The 19,516-nt window shown below is 44.2% G+C and carries 17 protein-coding genes; 13 read left to right on the top strand and 4 right to left on the bottom strand.

Annotated elements, in window-relative coordinates; translation table 11 throughout:
• Positions 1-81 precede the first annotated feature (81 nt).
• A complete protein-coding gene (locus tag ACPF7I_RS02965) occupies positions 82-1,674 on the top strand; it encodes a long-chain-fatty-acid--CoA ligase (protein ID WP_430744921.1) in 1,593 nt (530 codons plus the stop codon).
• A 71-nt stretch (positions 1,675-1,745) separates the two neighbouring features.
• Positions 1,746-2,855 carry a DUF418 domain-containing protein gene (locus tag ACPF7I_RS02970; RefSeq protein ID WP_430745992.1) on the top strand — a complete coding sequence of 370 codons (1,110 nt, stop codon included), beginning with the start codon at positions 1,746-1,748 and terminating at the stop codon, positions 2,853-2,855.
• A 5-nt stretch (positions 2,856-2,860) separates the two neighbouring features.
• Here ACPF7I_RS02970 and ACPF7I_RS02975 read toward each other — a convergent pair whose 3' ends face one another.
• Positions 2,861-3,040, bottom strand: coding sequence for an aspartyl-phosphate phosphatase Spo0E family protein (locus ACPF7I_RS02975; protein WP_035046237.1), 180 nt, complete (start codon positions 3,038-3,040; stop codon positions 2,861-2,863).
• A 186-nt stretch (positions 3,041-3,226) separates the two neighbouring features.
• Here ACPF7I_RS02975 and ACPF7I_RS02980 point away from each other — a divergent pair, with 186 nt between their 5' ends.
• Positions 3,227-4,090, top strand: a complete 864-nt coding sequence (locus ACPF7I_RS02980; RefSeq protein WP_430744919.1) for a fumarylacetoacetate hydrolase family protein — start codon at positions 3,227-3,229, stop codon at positions 4,088-4,090.
• Positions 4,091-4,112: 22 nt separating this feature from the next.
• On the opposite strand, the gene ACPF7I_RS02985 is transcribed toward ACPF7I_RS02980, so the two are convergent.
• Complete coding sequence (locus ACPF7I_RS02985; RefSeq protein ID WP_430744918.1) at positions 4,113-5,303, bottom strand: ornithine--oxo-acid transaminase; 1,191 nt, start codon at positions 5,301-5,303, stop codon at positions 4,113-4,115.
• Positions 5,304-5,456: 153 nt separating this feature from the next.
• On the opposite strand from ACPF7I_RS02985, the gene ACPF7I_RS02990 reads away from it, so the two are divergent.
• Together ACPF7I_RS02990 and ACPF7I_RS02995 are read left to right on the top strand one after the other, a co-directional pair.
• Positions 5,457-5,813, top strand: coding sequence for a YisL family protein (locus ACPF7I_RS02990; protein WP_430744916.1), 357 nt, complete (start codon positions 5,457-5,459; stop codon positions 5,811-5,813).
• Between the two features lie 111 nt (positions 5,814-5,924).
• Positions 5,925-7,871: an EAL domain-containing protein gene (locus ACPF7I_RS02995; RefSeq protein ID WP_430744914.1), complete on the top strand. Its 1,947-nt coding sequence runs from the start codon at positions 5,925-5,927 to the stop codon at positions 7,869-7,871.
• On the opposite strand, the gene ACPF7I_RS03000 is transcribed toward ACPF7I_RS02995, so the two are convergent.
• Positions 7,865-8,386, bottom strand: coding sequence for a DUF2777 family protein (locus ACPF7I_RS03000; protein WP_430745991.1), 522 nt, complete (start codon positions 8,384-8,386; stop codon positions 7,865-7,867). The two genes, ACPF7I_RS02995 and ACPF7I_RS03000, sit on opposite strands and share 7 nt — an antisense overlap.
• A gap of 124 nt (positions 8,387-8,510) precedes the next feature.
• Here ACPF7I_RS03000 and asnB point away from each other — a divergent pair, with 124 nt between their 5' ends.
• The 8 genes from asnB to ACPF7I_RS03040 all read left to right on the top strand — a co-directional run bounded on the left by asnB (position 8,511) and on the right by ACPF7I_RS03040 (position 18,138).
• A complete protein-coding gene (asnB, locus tag ACPF7I_RS03005; RefSeq protein ID WP_430745990.1) occupies positions 8,511-10,361 on the top strand; it encodes an asparagine synthase (glutamine-hydrolyzing) in 1,851 nt (616 codons plus the stop codon).
• A 134-nt stretch (positions 10,362-10,495) separates the two neighbouring features.
• On the top strand, positions 10,496-11,965 hold the full coding sequence (locus ACPF7I_RS03010; RefSeq protein WP_430745989.1) for a phytoene desaturase family protein: 1,470 nt from the start codon (positions 10,496-10,498) through the stop codon (positions 11,963-11,965).
• Positions 11,965-13,392, top strand: a complete 1,428-nt coding sequence (locus ACPF7I_RS03015; protein WP_430745988.1) for a phytoene desaturase family protein — start codon at positions 11,965-11,967, stop codon at positions 13,390-13,392. The genes ACPF7I_RS03010 and ACPF7I_RS03015 overlap by 1 nt, the downstream gene beginning before the upstream one ends.
• Positions 13,389-14,240, top strand: coding sequence for a phytoene/squalene synthase family protein (locus ACPF7I_RS03020; RefSeq protein ID WP_430744912.1), 852 nt, complete (start codon positions 13,389-13,391; stop codon positions 14,238-14,240). The genes ACPF7I_RS03015 and ACPF7I_RS03020 overlap by 4 nt, the downstream gene beginning before the upstream one ends.
• Positions 14,227-14,955 carry a carotenoid biosynthesis protein gene (locus ACPF7I_RS03025; RefSeq protein WP_430744910.1) on the top strand — a complete coding sequence of 243 codons (729 nt, stop codon included), beginning with the start codon at positions 14,227-14,229 and terminating at the stop codon, positions 14,953-14,955. The genes ACPF7I_RS03020 and ACPF7I_RS03025 overlap by 14 nt, the downstream gene beginning before the upstream one ends.
• Positions 14,952-15,617 carry a lysophospholipid acyltransferase family protein gene (locus ACPF7I_RS03030; RefSeq protein ID WP_430744908.1) on the top strand — a complete coding sequence of 222 codons (666 nt, stop codon included), beginning with the start codon at positions 14,952-14,954 and terminating at the stop codon, positions 15,615-15,617. Before ACPF7I_RS03025 ends, ACPF7I_RS03030 begins: the two co-directional genes overlap by 4 nt.
• On the top strand, positions 15,614-16,696 hold the full coding sequence (locus ACPF7I_RS03035) for a glycosyltransferase (RefSeq protein ID WP_430744907.1): 1,083 nt from the start codon (positions 15,614-15,616) through the stop codon (positions 16,694-16,696). The genes ACPF7I_RS03030 and ACPF7I_RS03035 overlap by 4 nt, the downstream gene beginning before the upstream one ends.
• Positions 16,672-18,138: a phytoene desaturase family protein gene (locus tag ACPF7I_RS03040; protein ID WP_430744905.1), complete on the top strand. Its 1,467-nt coding sequence runs from the start codon at positions 16,672-16,674 to the stop codon at positions 18,136-18,138. Before ACPF7I_RS03035 ends, ACPF7I_RS03040 begins: the two co-directional genes overlap by 25 nt.
• Here the strand turns inward: ACPF7I_RS03040 and ACPF7I_RS03045 are convergent.
• Entirely contained in the window at positions 18,116-19,459 is a 1,344-nt protein-coding gene (locus tag ACPF7I_RS03045; RefSeq protein WP_430744903.1) for an MATE family efflux transporter, read from the bottom strand. The genes ACPF7I_RS03040 and ACPF7I_RS03045 overlap by 23 nt on opposite strands.
• Positions 19,460-19,516: the final 57 nt, after the last annotated feature.

The raw sequence follows: 19,516 nt of genomic DNA on the forward strand, positions 1-19,516 counted from the left end.
ATGTGCCCCACAAAAAGAAAGATATGTTATAATATTTCTGAAAAATTATAATTTTTAGATAAAAAACGAGGGGGATTGGGGATGAATGTACCATTACTGTTAACTCATTTTTTAGATCGCGCCGTGTCGCTTTATGGGGATAAAGTCGGCGTCATTAGCGAAGAAAAATCGTTGACGTATCGCGAGCTGTATGAACGTGTGAACCAATTGTCGCACGGATTAAGCGATATAGGAGTGAAAAAAGGAGATCGTGTCGCTTATTTAGCCCCAAATACGTTAGAAATGCTTGAAGGGTTTTATGGGGTGTTTCAAACAGGGGCAATCATGGTCCCGTTAAACATTCGTTTAAAGCCAGACGATTACGTATTTATTTTAAACCATAGCGAAAGTAAAGTGTTGTTTGTTGATGCGGAGTTGTATCATTTAATTGCGCCAGTCAAAAACGAATTGCAAACAGTTGAGTATATCATTGTGCACGGCAAAACGGACGACATTGATGAAATCGCTTACGATACATGGCTTGCACAATATTCGTCGTCACCGTTTGAACGTCCAGACATCGATGAAAACGACGTATGTAGTTTGTTATATACGAGCGGAACGACGGGAAATCCAAAAGGGGTAATGTTGACACATCGCAACAACTATTTGCATGCGTTAAGTACGATGCATCATTTGCGCGTGTCGGATCGGGATGTATATTTGCATATTTTGCCGATGTTCCACGTAAACGGATGGGGGGCGCCGTTTTACTATACAGCGAACGGAGCGACGCACGTTTGCTTGCGTAAAGCGATTCCTCAAGTCATTTTCGAGTACGTCAATAAATATAAAGTGACCGTCATGCATATGGCGCCAACGGTGTTAAATACGTTGTTGCAATATTATGAGCAACATGTGCCGACAATTGAGCATGATGTGCGTGTCGTCATTGCAGGTTCTGCTCCTCCGCCAGCATTTGTCACGCGTGTTGAAAAAGAATTAGGCTGGGAGTTTATTCAAGTATACGGCATGACGGAATCATCGCCATTAAGCACTGTTTCTACCGTCCGTTCACATTTGCAACATTTGCCGCTTAGCGATCAATATCGCATGAAAGCGAAAGCAGGTTATGCAATGATTGGCTGTGAAGTAAAAGTCGTCAATGAGCACGGGGAAGAAGTGCCGCGCGACGGAAAGTCGATCGGGGAAGTCATTGTGCGAAGCAACGGCGTAATGGCAGGATATTGGAAAAATCCAGAAGCGACAATGGAAACGATTCGTAACGGCTGGCTCCATACAGGAGATATGGCGACTGTCGATGCATATGGCAACATCGACATCGTTGATCGGAAAAAAGATATTATTATTAGCGGTGGGGAAAACATTTCATCGATTGAAGTAGAAGGGGTGTTGTACGAGCATCCAGCAGTGTTAGAGGCGGCAGTGATTGCTGTTCCGCATGAAAAATGGGGCGAAACCCCGCATGCGTTCGTCGTCGTCCGTCCAGGAAAAGAAGTGACAGAACAAGAGTTGATTGCCTTTTCACGTGAAAAACTTGCCCATTTTAAAGCCATTACCGGCGTCACATTCGTTCAAGAATTGCCAAAAACCGCATCAGGAAAAATACAAAAAGTACATTTGCGCAACGAATATTGGCAATCGCTTGGCAAGACGGGACGGTACGTCAATTAATAGGAAAGAGCCGCTGTCCATTGACAGTCGGCTTTTTTTCTTTTACGCTGAAATGGAAAAGGAGGAAGATGATGCGTATTTCAATGATTGATGCGGTGCGAGGTTTTGCGTTGTTTGGCATTTTGCTTGTGAACGTTCTTGATTTTTCACTGCCGACGCTGTATGTTGATGCCACGGTGTTTGCGAAAGATGGGCTTGATCGCTTCCTGCTTGCATTTGTTGATATATTTGCGCAAGCGAGCTTTTATCCGCTTTTTTCGATGTTGTTCGGCTGGGGAGCATGGATCATGCTCGACAAAAGTGGCGAGAAATTCCGGATCACTTTTTTACGCCGCTTGTTTGCGTTGTTGTTATTTGGGATGTTTCATGCGTTTTTCATTTGGCATGGCGATATTTTAATCGGTTATGCGATCGTTGGGCTGTTTCTTTTTCCGTTTTTTCAGGCAAGCGCAAAAACGTTGCGGCGCTTTGCGCTTTCGCTTTGGGGCGGTTGGGCTGGCGTTTCAACGATTTTGATGTGGGTGATGTGGAAACAATATGGCGATGTCGATTTTTCAGAGCCGGCGCTCGCAAAGCAGGCGATCGCCAATTATCAACAAGGCACGTGGGAACAAGTTTTTATGCAACGGGTAGCTGATTGGCTATACGTCAATTCTTTTACACAAGCATTCATTTTTATTTTAACGATTTTGCCGTTTTTTTTATTTGGAGCATATATCGCAAAAGAAAAATGGTTTCATGACGTAAAAACGCATCGTGCAACGATACAAAAGTGGTGTATCGGTTCATTGCTCGTTGGCATCGTTTTTAAATTATTGCCGTATGTACAAAAAAATATTGTAAACGAGTATGCGCAAGATATGATTGGGGGACCTGCGCTTGCTTTGTTTTATTTTACTGCGTTTTCTCTTATGGCATCGCAAGTCGTCCATGTTTTTGCTCCTGTCGGCAAAATGGCGTTGACGAATTATGTGATGCAATCGATCATTTGTACGACATTGTTTTATTCATATGGCTTCGGATGGTATGGAAAAGTAGCACCGAAACAAGCGCTCGCTGTCGCATGTATCGTGTATGTCATTCAAGTCGTATGGAGCCATTGGTGGTTCAAAAAACATACGATCGGCCCGCTGGAGCGTATGTGGCGATGGATGACGTATGGACAAAAGAAAACGACATGAACAGGTCATGTCGTACAAGGCTTGTCCTCTTTTTCTTTATGGAAAAGCACGGCTTCTTTTAAATGTTTGTTTAACAATTCATCGAGCTCTTGACTGCATTGGATCGTTTCTTTCGCAGAAAAACCGTACATTTGCGCCAATTCAATTAATTGTCGTCTTTTCTTTTCGATGAGGGAAAGAGACATAAAATTCACCAACATTTTTCATTTTCGTTAACAGTCTGTAAATGACTGTGTGTATAAACTATTATACATATTCTGAAGAAAAAGGAAATAGTATAATATGATGAAAAATAATTTTTTTACAAAGGAGTTTACACGTGAAAAAGAGAAAATAATGATGCTCGATCATACGAAAGAGGGGATGAAGGGATGAAATTTGTGACAGCATACGCACGATCAGATGTGTTTGTCGGGGTTGTACACGGGCAAAAGGTCGTTCATTTATCGAAAGCGGATGAAACGATACCGAATACGATGATCGAATGCGTGGAACTTGGTGAATCGTTCATTGAAAAAGTGCAACGTGTGCTTGAGCGCGTACAGCCAGAGTGGACGTATGAACTTCACGATGTGCAGTTGCTTGCGCCGATTCCACGTCCGACAAAAAATATTTTTTGTATCGGAAAAAATTATGCCGATCATGCGCAAGAAATGGGGAGTGAGGCTGATCGGGAAAATATGATCGTATTTTCAAAAGCGCCAACGACAGTGATCGGACATGAGGCACCGATTTTACGCCATGCGGATGTGACCGATCAGCTAGATTATGAAGGAGAACTTGCGATTGTGATTGGAAAAAAAGGAAAAGCGATTCCGAAAGAACAGGCGCTTGATTATGTGTTTGGTTATACGATTGTAAACGATGTGACTGCGCGTGATTTACAAGAAAGGCATAAACAATATTTGCTTGGCAAAAGTTTAGATACGTCATGTCCGATGGGACCGTGGATCGTTCATCGTTCCGCTATTTCGGATGCGCATGCGTTGCATATCGAAACGAAAGTGAATGGTGAAGTGAGACAATCGGCAACGACCGCGCAATTTATTTTTGACATTCCAACGATCATTGCAACATTGTCGAAAGGGATGACGTTAGAGCCGGGGGATGTCATTGCGACAGGAACGCCAGCTGGTGTTGGAAAAGGAATGAATCCACCGCGCTTTTTACAGTCGGGGGATGTGATTGAAATTACGATTGATCAAATAGGGACGTTGCGTAATGTCGTGAAATAAAAAGCTGGGGAGACCCAGCTTTTTACTGTTCAAATACTTTTTTCACTTTTTCAATAGCCCAGTCGAGCTCTTCTTTTGTAATGACGAGCGGCGGAGCGAAGCGGATGACTGTATCATGCGTCTCTTTACATAATAGTCCTTCTTGTTGTAGTTTTTCGCAGTATGGACGGGCAGGTACGTGCAATTCGACGCCGATAAACAATCCTCGTCCACGTACTTCTTTAATGTCAGGATGATTGATTTCGCGTAATTTTTCTTGGAAATATTGACCGAGCTCAAATGAGCGTTCTGGCAGTTTTTCCTCAACGATTACATCAAGTGCAGCGATCGAAACAGCGCAAGCAAGCGGATTGCCACCGAACGTCGATCCGTGCGATCCCGGATTAAATACGCCGAGAATATCTTTGTTTGCGGCAACGCATGAAATTGGGAATACGCCGCCACCGAGCGCTTTACCGAGAATGTACATATCTGGCTCGACTTCTTCCCAATCGCACGCAAACATTTTACCAGAACGGCCAAGACCGGATTGAATTTCGTCGGCAATATATAACACGTTATGTTGTTTACATACGTCATATGCCGCTTTTAAAAATCCTTCTGGCGGAATGTTAATGCCCGCTTCCCCCTGAATCGGTTCAAAAATAAACGCTGCTGTATTTGGTGTAATGGCTTGCTTGAGCGCTTCGACATCGCCGAACGGAATGACTTTAATGCCTGGGAGCATTGGGCCGAATCCACGTTTGTACTCTGGGTTTGATGACATCGATACAGCTGTCATCGTCCGACCGTGGAAGTTATCTTCACAAACGATAATTTCCGCTTGATCGGCAGGAACGCCTTTTACGTCATACGCCCAGCGGCGGGCCGCTTTGACAGCTGTTTCTACCGCTTCCGCTCCTGTGTTCATCGGCAAAACCATTTCTTTTTTTGTTAATTTTGCGACTTTTTCATACCATGGACCGAGCTGATCATTATGGAATGCTCGGGATGTTAATGTAATTTTATTTGCTTGTTCAATAAGCGCTTGTACGATGCGCGGATGGCGATGTCCTTGGTTGACCGCGGAGTAAGCGCTTAACATATCCATATAACGATTCCCTTCTGGATCTTCTACCCATACACCTTCGCCTTTCGATAAAACGACTGGAAGTGGATGATAGTTATTTGCGCCGTACTTTTCTGTTAGTTCGATGATTTGTGCTGTTTTCACGTCAATCCCTCCTATTTCGATCGTCACATATATAACATACTTGAAGTGAATATAGAAAGTAAATAGAAAAGGTGAGCATTTTCTTTTTCAATTGTCCGATCGACGTGCTATTATAGTGTCATATATGAAATGGATAGAGAAAGGAGAATGACGATGACACATGCACATATTACAACGTGGGTCGTTGCGCTCATTTTATTTGTCGTGGCGATTTCGTTTCAAGCAAAAGGACATGAAAAAACAAAAATGGTACACATGTTGTTGCGCTTATTTTACATTTTGATTATCGCGACAGGGGCATGGATTTTACATAACATGTCTTCATTTCCATTCCTTTATATCGTGAAAGTGATTGTCGGTTTATGGGTGATCGGAACGATGGAAATGATTCTCGTTCGGACGGCAAAAGGGAAAAACACGAACGTCCTTTGGCTTCAGTTCATTGTTGCGTTTGTGGTCGTGCTATATCTCGGATTTAAACTACCGTTTGGCTTTTCTTTCCTTTCGTAAAGTTGGCATATTCGCCAACTTTTATCTTTTTCTACCATATGGAAGTGTGCTATAATAAAATTGATTGATAATTCTAAAAATATAAAGAGAAAGAAAGAGTGGGAAAAGGGGATGAAATTATTTCAAACGGTTTGCCACACGTTTGCGGATTGGGAACGATGGGTGAGCGACTATCGTTTATATGAGTACGACCAGCTAACCATTTTTGTTTCTTCGCTTTCTCCTTCGTTTCGGATGCAAGTCGAACAGTACGTACATCATCATTTGCCTCAAGCGCAGCTTTTTCCGATGATTGGGGATGCATCGGAACAAGCAGTCATTTGTGCCCTCGTTGTTGACGATTGTCGAGCGGATATGGACGAGATGCGTCAAAAAATGAAGATATCGGAACAATATTACCGCTCTTTATTCGAACATAATCCAGACATTGTATATTCCACCGATTTAGAAGGCAATTTCACAAGCGTCAATCCGGCATTTGAACGAGTGTTCGGGTATAAGGCAGAAGAAATTTTGCATACAAACTCGCTTCACTACATTAAAAAAGAAGATATTCCGCGCGTGCGCCGCTATTTTTATCGCGCGTTAAAAGGGAAAGTGCAACAATACAATTTAGAAATTCCATCGAAATCAGGAAAAGTATATTTATTTCAAATTAAAAATGTTCCGATTATCGTCGACGGAAAAAAGGTTGGCATTTATGGCATCGGTCGCGACATTACTGAACAAAAGCGCGCGGAAGAGCATATGAAATATATCGCCTATCACGATGTCGATACGGGACTACCGAATCGATTGAAATTTACAAACATCGTAAAACAAGCGATCGATCAAGCGAAAGAAACAGGCAAAACACTTGCCGTGTTGTTTGTGGATATGGATCGCTTTAAAATCGTGAACGATACGATCGGGCATTACGGTGGGGATGAAATATTAAAACAAATCGCGGAACGAATGAAAAACATATTGCCCCGAGGGGCTCATTTAGGTCGCTTCGGTGGGGATAAGTTTAGCCTATTGCTGACAGCGCAAACGGATGTGCAAACGGTCATTGAATGGACGAAAAAGCTGCTTCAACATATTGCGGTGCCGATTGTATATGAAGAAAAAGAGTTTTTTTTAACTGCAAGCGTTGGGATTAGCTTTTATCCATCGGACGGTGTTGATGCCCAATCGCTGTTAAAAAATGCGGATACAGCGGTGAATCGCGCGAAACAAACAGGCGGCAACGGCGTAAAATTGTACGCGACAAAAATGAACGAACAAGTGATGTATCGCGTTGAGCTCGAGCGATATTTGCGAAAGGCACTTGAAAAAAACGAATGTTTTCTCGTCTATCAACCGATTATGGACTTAATGACAGGAAAAGTTATTGGTAGTGAAGCGTTGTTGCGCTGGAAACATCCGAAAATCGGCTTTGTTTCCCCGCTTGAGTTCATTCCGATTGCAGAAGAAATTGGTTTGATCCATGATCTCGGGCGATGGGTGCTTATTGAAGCTTGCATGCAAACGAAAACATGGCATGATCTCGGCTTCGATTCATTCATCGTTTCTGTCAATGTTTCAGCGACGCAATTTCAACATCCAACGTTTTTTGAAGATGTGCAACAAGCGCTCAACGAGTCAAAACTTCCTGCGCATTGTTTGCATTTGGAATTAACGGAAAGTTCGATGTTGCGCAACATGTATTACAGCATTCACGTCATGAAGCAGCTTCAACAGCTTGGGGTACATGTGTCGATTGATGATTTTGGCACAGGCTATTCATCGCTTAGCTATTTAAAACATTTGCCCATTCATACGTTGAAAATTGACCGATCGTTTATTTATCAACTTCATAAAGATCGTTCGGACATTGCGATCGTCAAATCGATTATTACGATGGGGCATGGTTTGCGTTTAAATGTTGTCGCAGAAGGCGTTGAAACAGCTGAGCAAATGAAGTTATTAAAACGATTAAAATGTCATTATGCGCAAGGGTACGCCATTTTCAAACCTCTTCCTGCGGAACAATTTGAAAAACAAGTGTTGCAAGGGAGCAATTCTATCATTCAATGATCGAGTTGGACACCGATGATTTTTTTTCCGGTTTGCAGCGTCAGTTCGAATCGATGTTGTTTGTCGTCAAAATAATGTTGCACGTTGCACATATCCATTGAATTATCAAACATTAAAAAATTCACCCCTTTTTCAGCAAATAACATATAGTTATAACAATACAAACAATCGTATACGGAAAAGTTCCATTCGTTAATTAAATGAATAAAATGGAAAAACGCGTGGTCGGGTAGCTGGGAAAGCCATTGTTCGTATGCGTGCGACAACGGCTTGATGTAGCGAAGACGATCACCGTTTTTTAATGTATACCGTTCTGTCACATATACGTCCCCATCTTCACCAAGCCATCCTTTTACCCATTGACCGAAGCGAAAAAGTTCAATCTCCTCAGGCAAACTTGTAAACTCATGTGCTTCATCGTCTTCGTCAAAAAACACCCATTCGCCGTTCACTTGTTCAACAACACCGTACACGTAAGCCCGTTTTTGTGTGCGCAATGATGAGAGGCGATCCATCATTATTCCCTCCTTCGTGTCAATTCCTTCCGTACGCCATTATAGACAACTCATCATTTATATAAACGGTGCATAAAATAAAAGCATGCTTCATACTTGTTCACAACAGAAGGGAATGATTGACGTGTGTGGAATTACCGGATGGGTTCATTTTGATCGTCAGTTGCGCCAAGAAAGAGATGTTGTTCTCGACATGGCCAATACGCTTTCATTTAGAGGACCCGATGACACAAATGTTTGGCTTGACGATCATGTCGCATTTGGACATAAGCGGCTTGTTGTTGTTGACCCGGCAGGTGGCGTACAGCCGATGACGCGAATGAAAAACGGTTATCGTTATACGATTTGTTATAATGGGGAGCTATATAATACAGAAGATATTCGAAGAGAGTTATTGAAAAAAGGATATACGTTTCAAGGGCACTCTGATACGGAAGTGTTGCTTACAGCATATATGGAGTGGCGGGAACAATGTGTCGATCATCTGAACGGCATTTTTGCGTTTGCGGTGTGGGACGATGAGCGAAAGCAGCTGTTTTTAGCGCGCGATCGTTTAGGGGTCAAACCGTTATTTTATCGCTATGAACAAGGAGAGTTTTTATTCGCTTCAGAAATAAAAGCGATTTTGGCCCACCCAAATGTCCGCGCTCAAATTGATCGCGAAAGTTTATGTGAAATTTTAGCGCTCGGTCCGTCGCGCACACCGGGGCATGGTGTGTTTCGGACCATTCATGAATTGCGACCTGCCCATGCGATGATTGTTGCGAAAGATGGCGTGCGTCAATGGCGATATTGGAACGTAAAAAGCGCGCCACATGAGCATTCATTTGATGAAACGGTGGAACATATTCGGACGTTGCTAATCGATGCGATTACGCGACAACTCGTTTCTGATGTACCTGTTTGTACGTTTTTATCGGGTGGGGTAGATTCGAGTGTCATTACCGCGATTGCAGCGAAGGCGTTTGAACGTGAAGGAAAAGGATCACTTCATACGTATTCCATTGATTACGAAGAAAACGAACGATATTTTACAGCAAACGCCTTCCAGCCAAATAGCGATGGACCGTGGATTAAACAAATGTCGGATGCGTTTCAAACCGTCCATCATACGTGCGTCATTTCCCAACAACAACTAGCCGATGATTTAAAAGCGGCAGTCGTTGCCCGCGATTTGCCGGGGATGGCGGATATTGATTCATCGCTTCTTTGGTTTTGCCGTCAAATCAAGCAACAGTTTGTCGTTAGTTTATCAGGGGAATGTGCAGACGAAATTTTTGGGGGGTATCCGTGGTTCCATAGAAAAGAAGATTTGGAGCGAGACGGATTTCCGTGGATGCGGTCGTTAGATGAGCGGTTCGATCTTCTCAATGAAACGTGGCGCGAAAAACTGCCGCTTCATGAGTATGCCGATATGCGTTATAAAGAAACGCTTCGTGAAGTTCCTCACGCAGACGGAGAAAGTGCGGAAGAAGCGCGCCGGCGGGAACTGTTTTATTTAAATATGATTTGGTTTATGACGACGTTGTTAGATCGAAAAGACCGAATGAGCATGGCGGCAAGTTTAGAAGTGCGCGTGCCGTTTGCTGACCATCGCCTCGTTGAGTATGTATGGAACATTCCGTGGGAGATGAAAATGCACAACAATCGTGAAAAAGGAATTTTGCGCAAAGCGTTTGAAGGCATTTTACCAAATGACGTATTGTATCGGAAAAAAAGTCCGTATCCGAAAACACATCATCCACGTTATACGGACATCGTGGCTGGACGGCTAGAGACGATTTTAATGAGTCGTTCGTCCGTTTTATATGAATTGTTTGATCGAAAGAAGTTAAAGGAATTAGTGGAAACGAAAGGACAGTCGTTTCGCATTCCATGGTTCGGTCAACTGATGTCCGGCCCGCAGCTGTTAGCGTATTTCATTCAATTTCACGAATGGTTTGAGCATTATCACATTCAGTTAACAGACAGCTAAAAAACGGCTGTCTTTTTTCTTTCCTGTTTCCGTTTTATCTTGTATAATGTTTGTATAACTTTTGTTCAATAGGAGTGGGTAGTGTGAAAAAAATCGTTGTCGTCGGAGCGGGACCTGGTGGGCTTGCTGCCGCGATGTTGCTTGCTGCGAAAGGATATGATGTGTCTGTATTTGAAAAACAACCGTACGTAGGAGGAAGGAATGGACGATTCGATCTTGGTGAGTACCGTTTTGATATCGGTCCGACGTTTTTAAGTATGCCTCATATTATTGAAGAGTTATTTACAGCAGCAGGAAGAAACATACATGACTATGTCCAACTTGTCGAATTAGATCCGATGTACGAACTCGTTTTTAATGATGTAAAGTTAGCGATGACGATGAATCGGAAGAAAATGAAAGAACAAATTGCGGCACAATTTCCTGGGAACGAAGACGGTTATGATCGGTTTATGAATGAAAACGAGCGGAAGTTGCAGGCGCTCGCCCCGATTTTACAAAGTAAAATGGACCGACTGTACCACTATTTGCGTCCGACCGTATTGAAAGCATTGCCGCAGCTGACGTTGTCACAATCGCTATACGACATATTAAGCCGATATTTTAATGATGAGCGCCTTCGGTTAGCATTTACGTTTCAAGCGAAATATTTAGGCATGTCCCCGTGGGAATGTCCAGGTGCGTTTTCCATTTTATCTTACATGGAGCATGCATACGGCATTTATCACGTCATCGGCGGGTTAAATGAAATTCCAAAAGCGATGGCGCGCATCGTTGAAGAATATGGAGGAAGCGTGCATGTGAATACAGGAGTGCGAAAGCTTTGGCTTGACGGCACGACTGTGAAAGGGGTCATATTAGAAAATGGTGAAAAAGTGGCGGCTGATGAAGTGATTATTAATGCTGATTTTGCCCATGCGATGACGAACCTCGTCGATGACGGTGTATTAAAAAAATATCGCAAAGAAAAATTGCAAAAAAAGAAATATTCATGTTCGACGTTTATGATGTACGTCGGGATAAACAAACCGGTTGATCTTGCCCATCATACGATTATATTTGCAGACGATTACAAGAGAAACGTTGATGAAATTACGAAAGAAAAAATCGTTCCGCATGACCCATCCATTTATGTTCAAAATGCAGTCGTTACTGATCCGACCGTTGCGCCGAAAGGAAAAAGTGCGCTTTACATTTTAGCGCCTGTGCCAAACAATACGAGCGGGATTGATTGGGAAAAGGAGAAAGGACCGTTTCGCCAAAAACTATGGGATACGCTATGTAAAAAATTAGGATGGAAACATATAGAACAACATATTGAATGCGAAAAAATCATCACGCCGCATGATTGGGAAAACGATGTATTCGTTTATGAAGGAGCGACGTTTAATTTAGGCCATCAGCTGTCGCAAATGATGGTATTTCGTCCGCATAACGAATTTGAAGAATTACACCATTGTTGGCTTGTCGGTGGTGGGACGCATCCGGGAAGCGGTTTACCAACTATTTTTGAATCCGCCCGTATTACAGCAAACGGCATACTGCAAGCTGATCGTCAGCCGCTTATTCCTGTTGGCGCTCTGCCGAAACGGAGGGAAGCATGATGAGGATCGCGATTGTCGGCGGTGGAGTTGGAGGCATGATGACGGCGTTATCGCTCGCGAAGCGCGGGGTGCATGTGACGTTGTTTGAGAAAAATGATCGGCTTGGTGGGCGTCTTTCGTTTATTGAGCGAAATGGATTTCGCATCGACGCCGGCCCAACGATCGTATTGTTGCCAGAAAAATTGCGTGCCTTTCTTTCCAACGTTGGCGTAACAGACGATGAATACGAGCTCGTTCGATGTGATCCGATGTATACGATTCATTTTGCAGACGGCATATCGTATACAAAATATGCGGATGAGGAAAGACAAAGGGAAGAAATTGCTCGTCTGTTTCCTGGGGAGGAAAAAGGATTTCAACGTTTTATGGATGAGATGAGGGAATATTTTACTAAAGGTGATGAGCTCATTTTAACGAAGTCATTTATAAAGAAACAAACGTTTTTCACGAAAGAGACGATATCACTTTTTTCTCGTATGCGCGCCTATCAATCTGTGAAAACGATCATGAGCCGTTATTTTCACGATGAACGGTTGCAGCTTGCTTATTCGTTGCAGACGTTATATATTGGCGGCAATCCATATACGACCCCATCGCTTTATTCGCTCGTTTCGTTTAGCGAGCATGCACACGGGGTGTATTATGTGAAAGGTGGATATGCAAGCCTCGTTTCTTTGCTTACGAGAAAGCTAGAAGAAGCAGGAGTAACCGTTCGATTGCAAACGGAAGTAGAGCGGTATGAAGTGAAAGGCTCGAAAATAGAAGCGCTTTATGCGCAAGGAGAGATGCACCGTTTCGATGCCTTTATAATGAATACAGATGAACCGACGATGATGACGAAAAAACGAACGTGGACCCCTTCATCGAGTTGCGTGTTGCTTTATATCGGACTCGGGCGAACGTATGATGCACCGATTCATCAATTTTTTTTACCTCCTGATTTCAAACAACATATGGATGATGTCTTTGTTCGAAAAGTTGTTCCGAAAGACCCGTCATTTTATACGTTTTATCCGTCAGCAATCGATCGTTCGTTAGCGCCTGAAGGGAAAAGTGTGTTGTACGTATTAATTCCTGTGCCAGCCGGACGCCATATTGATTGGACAACACAACAACATTGGATTTCTCACATCGTTGATGAAGTGGAGAAACGAGCGTTTCCGAACTTGAAGGAGGCAATGGAATGGATGCATGTTCGCACGCCGCTTGATGCGCAAAAAGAAGGATTATATGATGGCGGGATGTTTGGGATCGCACCGACGTTATTTCAATCGGGTCCATTTCGTCCACAAGTGAAGTCCGCGCGTTATGAAAATGTGTATCGTGTTGGAGCATCTGTTCATCCAGGTGGCGGGGTGCCGGTTGTCATGCAAGGGGCTCAATTATGTACGGAACAATTACTTCGTGATTGGAGTGAATACGAGTGAATATAAAGCAAGCATACGCACAATGCGAGGCGGTGACGGCCCATCATTCTAAAACGTTTTATCGGGCGTTTTCTCTCCTTCCGTATGATGATCGTCAAGCGATTTGGGCAATTTATGCGTTTTGTCGCCGCGTCGACGACATCGTAGATGAAGGCGAACGACCAGATGAACAGCTACAACAATTTGAAAAACAATGGGCGGCGTTTGTAGCGGGGCATACAGAGAATGACTTTATGTGGGTGGCTCTTCGCGATGTCTTTTCGCGCTATGACATGGACGTTGAACCGTTTTGGCATATGATTGAAGGTCAAAAAATGGATTTAACCGTTCATCGTTATGATACGTTTGCACAGTTGCTTCACTATTGTTATTGTGTGGCAAGTACAGTAGGGTTAATGTTATTGCCGATTTTAGCCCCGCATCGCCGCGAGCAGTTAAAAGAAGGGGCGATTGCGCTTGGGGAAGCGATGCAATTAACGAATATTTTACGCGATGTCGGCGAAGATATGATGCGCGGTCGCGTGTATTTGCCGCGCGAATGGATGAATATGTATGGAGTGAGCGAACAACAGATCGCTTTTGGTCAAGTTACGAACTCATTTATTGATTTATGGGAGCATATCGCACAAGAGGCGGAAAACAGATATGCGGATGCGGAAAAAACGTTTTCTCTTTATCCATTATCTTCCCGTTTTGCCGTAAAAGGAGCGGCGCTTATGTATAAAAGCATTTTACATGTTGTTCGTGAACAACAATATGACGTATTTACGAAGCGGGCATTCGTGTCGGAAGAACGAAAAAAAGCGTTACTGCAACAAATGGGAGGCGAAAACGTTGAAGTGGGGTGATCGTTTATACCGCCTCTTTCTCATTTGGTATGCATGCGGAATTGTACTCGTCGGTTTTCGTCTTCTTCCGCCATGGTTAGAGTGGGCCAATGTTGTGTTTTTAATGCTTGCTGGGGTGATTGGCGCCTGTTTTTTAATCGAAGCATACGGTCGACGTGGCGTCATCGCAACGGTTGCTATTTTCATCGGTACGATGGCGGTCGAATACGTCGGAGCAACGTATAGTCTCATTTTCGGTTCATATGATTATACGAATCAATTTGGAATGACGGTGTTTGGGGTGCCAATTGCAATCGGTTTTGCTTGGCTCGCGGTCATCGGTTGTACGCATGCGCTCGCATTACGTTTCGTTTCAACAAAGCGCCCGCTATTTTCTGCTGTTGTCGGTGCGGTATTGGCAGTCGTATTAGATTTAGCGATTGACCCGGTAGCATATGTGGCGAAACAGTATTGGATTTGGGAAGGAACGAGCATTTATTACGACGTTCCGCTCCAAAATTTTGTCGGCTGGTTTGTTGTGGCGTTTGTCATTCATTTTACGCTTTTTATTTTTCCAGCGCGCAAGGCAAGCTCCGAGAGGCGAGCCATTTCTCTTTTTTTCCTTCTTGAAGCGATGTTTTTATTTCTCGCGTTCATGGAACGGTTATATGCCGCTTTCTTTCTCGGTCTATTGCTGACGTCGGTTATTTTTTGGAAATGGAGACGATCAACATGATTGAGGCGAAAAAAAGCCGCGCATTTGAATGGATGTTTTCGCTTTACAACACATGGTTGTTGCGTACATCGTTTCATCGATTGTACGTACGGGGACATGTCGTACGAACGCCTGCGTTATATGTGGCAAATCATAGTTCATGGTGGGACGGGCTCATCGCATTTCAATTAAGTCGTTTTGTTTTCCAACAAAATAGTTATGCGATGATGTCAGAAGAAGGGCTAAAACAATATCCATTTTTCCGAAAGCTCGGCGGCTTTTCGGTAAATCGTGCGAAACGAAAAGAGATGATGATGTCGCTCGACTATGCTGTGTCATTGTTGCACGACGGAAAAAGCGTTTGGATGTTTCCGCAAGGGGAAGAACAACATATTGAAAAGCGCCCGCTTCAGTTTTTCACAGGCGCTGTATATGTAGCGGAACGGGCGAACGTGCCGATTGTGCCGCTTGCGTTTTACCATAGTTTTCGTCATCATCGCAAACCGGAATGGTTTATTCATATTGGCGAGCCGTTACGTATTTGTGACGTCCCAGGGAGCAATCGAAAAGAAAAAACGATTGAGCTCGAACGTATTTGTACTTCGCAACTCGATGATGTTAGGCGTCTAGTCATCGCTGAACAGCTTCAATCGTTTCACTGTTGGGATGGAGGAAAGTTATGAGCGTCATTTTGGCATGTTTTTTCATTTGGACGGTTGTCAACTCTTTGTTTCTTGTCTCCCTTCCGAAACGTCCGCTGTTCACGAAGCGCCCGCTTGTGAGCGTGCTTGTTCCGTTGCGCAATGAAGAGCGGAATGTAAAGCGTCTCATTCGCTCGCTAAAACAGCTGACATACGAACCGATGGAGTTTCTCCTTCTTGACGATCAGTCAACGGATCGAACGTATGAGTTATTACAGAAAGAAACGAAAGGGGACGATCGTTTTACGCTTTTACAAGGAAAGGCGCTTCCTGACGGCTGGGCAGGAAAGGTGCATGCGTGTCATCAACTCGCCCAGCAAGCAAACGGAGCATATTTGTTTTTTATTGATGCGGATGTTGAGTTAAAGCCAACGGTCATTGAAAAATTGTTAACGGTCGCCGCGACATATGATGCAAAACTTGTTACTGGTTTTCCGTCGTTTCATCCGCGGTCGCTTCCGCTTGTTGGAAAATGGCTCGTTCCGTTGCAACATTTTTTTATTTTATTTCATTTGCCGCTTGTTTTAGCGAACTATACGATGATGCGCTCAGCAACTGCTGCGCATGGTGCATGTTTATTTTTTGAGCGAGCGGCATACGAAGAAATCGGGGGACATGCAGCAGTAAAACACGAGCTCGTCGAGGATGTCATGATTGCGCGCAAAATGAAAGCGCATCGGCATCGTGTCATCGTCGCGAACGTAAGCACTGATGTCGTTTGTTATATGTACGAAACGAATCAAGAAGTATGGGCAGGTTTTTTAAAAAATGTGTATATCGGATTAAATCGCTCCCCTTTTTTTGTCATGTTACTTACGATGTTTTACGGAACATTTTACGTTGCACCGCTTGCGCTCGCTCCGTTGTCGCTCGTGTACGGGGCAGCGTACGCCCTGCCGCTTGCGATTATTATTGCGCAAAAGGCGTACGTGGAATGGAAAACGGAGCGATCGATTTCAACATGTTATTGGATGCCGGTGAGCGCGCTTGCATTTATTATGTTAATGTATGCGTCGATGCGAGCGAAACGGTATGAATGGAAGGGGAGAACGTATACGTGAAAAAAGTGGTCATTATCGGCGGTGGGCTCGGTGGGTTGTCTGCTGCGGTGACGCTTGCTCACCGTGGAGTAGACGTACAATTGTTTGAGAAAAACAGCCATTTTGGTGGAAAGCTTATGCCGGTGCAACTCGGAAGCTATTATTTTGATTTTGGGCCAAATACGATTACGATGCCGTTTGTGTTTCGGCATGTGATTGAGCAAACAGGGGCGCGCACAGAAGATTACATGACGTTTCGAAAATTGTCTGTCCATACGAAAAACGTATATGAAGATGGAACGACGTTTTTTCTTTCGAGCGATCGCGATTATATGAAAGAGCAGCTTGCGGCGATTGATCGCGTCGGGGCGTTGCGTTACGACGATTTTTTACGTGAAGTCGAAAGGCTGTATCGGCTGGCGAACACGCACTTTTTCCCGCGCATATTTCGCTCGTTTGTCGATTATATGTCACCGTCGCTTGCGATTGCTTTATGGAAGGCGCGACCGCTTGAAACGTTACATCATTTTTTTCAACGTTATTTTACGAATGAACATGTCATTCAAGCGTACGACCGTTATGCGACGTACATCGGCTCATCGCCGTATATGGCGCCGGCGACGTTTGCGATGATCGCTTATTTAGAAATGGTCGATGGTGTATATTACGTTGACGGCGGCAACGCCCGGATCGCCCAAACGTTCGCCCATTTGGCACAAAAAGCAGGGGCTCAGCTTCATCTAAATCGAGCAGTCAAGCGGGTCGTTGTCAAAAACGGAAAAGTGATCGGGGTTGAGCTTGCTGATGGAGAAAAGGTAGAAGCGGACGTTGTGATTATGAATGCTGATTTGTTGCAAGCGTATCGTGAGCTTGTCGATGGACGCGATCGGTCTTTTCAACGTGCTGAACCGTCGATATCAGCTTTTGTCATGTTAGTCGGAACGGACGAAACGTACGATCATTTGGCGCATCATAACGTTTTTTTCGCTAAACATTATAAGAAAGAGTTTACTCATTTGTTTGCGGGACATTATAGTGACGAGCCGACGATATACGTTTGCGCCCCGCCATTTACGAAAGAAGGGTCATCGTTATTTATTTTAGTAAATGCGCCGCCACTAACAGAAGATGGGCGTATGCAAGTTGATGAACAAGCGTATAAGCAACTCGTATATGAACGGCTTCGGTCATATGGATTAAACATTGTGCCGAAAGTAGAAAGAGTAATCACTCCGCTTCATATTGCAGAACAGTTTGGGGCATATCGTGGGGCGTTGTATGGAATAGCGTCAAATCGGCGTCGCGATACGTTTTTGCGCCCGTCCAACGCGTGTAAACGGGTGAAAGGGCTATATTTTGTTGGTGGGACGACCCACCCGGGAGGCGGGTCGCCAATGGTTGTCATTAGCGGACAAAATGTCGCGAACCATTTGCTCGGCGCTAAGCTGTCGCTTCCTTTTTGACGAACGATTTTGTGCGCCATACGTTTGATTTCCAGCGCCAATAGACGAGCAAACCGCGCAGCCATTCGTCCGCTGTAAAGGCAAGCCAGACGCCGACTAAACCGAGATCGAACGAAATGCCAAGAACATAGGCGAGCGGGACGCTCACCCCCCACATCGATGCGATACCGATATAGACGGGAAATTTTACATCGCCGGCCGCTCGTAAAGAGTTAATGATGACGAGATTAAACGAACGCCCGGGCTCAAGAAGCATCGTAAGCAAAATGAGCGTCCCGCCTGTTTCAATCATCCGTTTGTTGCTTGTGAAAATGGAAAACAATTGATCGGAAAAGGCGGAAAACAACGCCGCAACAGTAAACGAAATGATGACGGCAAGCCGCAAACTTTTTAAACAGCGAGCATACGCTTCGTTAAAACGTTGTGCCCCGACGAGATGCCCGACGATAATTTGCGTCCCTTGCCCGATCGCGACGCTAAATAAAAAAATGAACATCATCAAGTTTTGTGTATATACTCTTGTCGTTAGCGCTTCTGTGCCGAGGAGAGTAATGAAATACGTAATGACAAGCTGCGACGTATTGTAAGCGACATGTTCACCCGCAGATGGAATGCCGATTTTCAATAATTGTTTGACGTAAGCAAATGAAAGCGCCTCTTTTGCTAAAAGTGGGAGCGGATGCGAGAGACGTTTCATGATGAGAAAAAATCCAACGACAAGCCCGATGGTACGGCTGATCGTCGTTGACCAAGCGACCCCTTCGACACCGAATACAGGTAAGCCGAACGGCCCGAACAAAACAAAATAGTTTCCAATAATGTTTAATATATTGACCCCGATCGTAATGTTCATCATGTCGCGCGTAAATCCGTAGCTGCGCAATATGGCGCCGAGTGTCATCATAACCGCTTGCACAAATGAAAAACCGCCGACGATGCGCAAGTAGGCGCGCGCATCAGCCATGAGTTCGGACGGAACGTTCATGAGCTGAAGGAGCCATTCGCTTCCGACAACAAGCGCGATGCTTAACATGACGCCAAATAGCATATTTGCCCAAATGGAAACAGCTCCGATGTAGGAAGCTGTTTTTTCATCATTTGCCCCAGCATATTGTGCAATTAAAATCGATGTTCCTGTTGCGATAAACCCAAACATAACAACGACCATAAACAACAGCTGATTCGCTACCCCGACCGCAGCAACCGCTTCATCTGCGTATTGGCTAAGCATAAACGTATCGGCGTTGCCCGTTAACATATGAAGCGTCAATTCAATAAAAATCGGCCAAGTAAGCGCAAATAAAGAAAGTTTTTTTGTCAAAGAAGACAACTCCTTTACGATTTCCGACTTGCAAACTGTTTTTAGTTTAATGGATTG

The sequence above is a fragment of the Anoxybacillus dikiliensis genome, from assembly GCF_050613275.1.
Classification (GTDB): Bacteria; Bacillota; Bacilli; order Bacillales; family Anoxybacillaceae; genus Anoxybacillus.